The sequence below is a fragment of the Prevotella sp. P3-92 genome, assembly GCF_002251205.1.
Taxonomy (GTDB): domain Bacteria; phylum Bacteroidota; class Bacteroidia; order Bacteroidales; family Bacteroidaceae; genus Prevotella.
The window spans coordinates 1-799 of record NZ_NPJE01000051.1 but is presented as its reverse complement, the minus strand read 5'-3'; the positions used below and the strand labels follow the sequence as shown (position 1 = coordinate 799).

At 40.4% G+C, this 799-nt stretch carries 1 protein-coding gene; it reads left to right on the top strand.

Annotated elements, in window-relative coordinates:
* Positions 1–500: 500 nt before the first annotated feature.
* Entirely contained in the window at positions 501–677 is a 177-nt protein-coding gene (locus CIK93_RS07445) for a hypothetical protein (RefSeq protein ID WP_158215489.1), read from the top strand.
* Positions 678–799: the final 122 nt, after the last annotated feature.

Here is a 799-nt window from a genome sequence, read left to right as displayed (position 1 = left end):
GTTTACGGAATGCTTACTTTATAACAATTAGGTTTACACTCGTTTATTTTGACGGTGCAAAGTTACTCATGCTATCTGGCTCCCACAACGGGCAATAGTGCACATTTTCAAGAAAATGACGTTTTCAGATGTCACAGGGACAGGTCATTGACATCATGACTTATAATTCTTACAGTTTTACAGTTTTACAGTTTTTGAAAAGGAAAAATAGTTTTCGGATTCTTAAAACACGAGGACAGGTTTCTGTTTCTTGGACCATAACTCTTGGGGTGTGGAGTATGTTTTTATGAACGGAATTTTTGTTGCCATATACCTATAAAAACAAAAAACGCCTCGCACGATTTGAGCATTGTTAAGAGGCTTGGCGAGGACTGACGGTGCAAAGGTACGACTTTTATTTGAGTTGTGCATGAGTTTGGGGAGAAAAGTGATGATTTGGCGGGTGTTTTTAACAGTTGTTGTGTGTTGGGACGTGCAAAATGCAGCGTTTACAAACCAATGTGGGTAGATTACAAACTATATTGGGGAATGTGGGAGGATGGTATTATCTTTGTAGCGTCATTATGGACAAGTGGGAGGACGACTGCGAAGTGGATGCTGGCATTTACGAAGTTGGCTTGCATGATATGGGGTATTTCCTTACTTTCGCAGCTGATTATAGGCGGAATTATATGTAAGTTCAAGATAGAAGTGCAATTTTCAGGTAGAGGTAAAGATAAAATCTAATACCTGAAAACACCGAGGGGTTTGGGGTCGAGCAGCCCCCATGAGAGAACTTACGAGCCAGAATTCAACAATG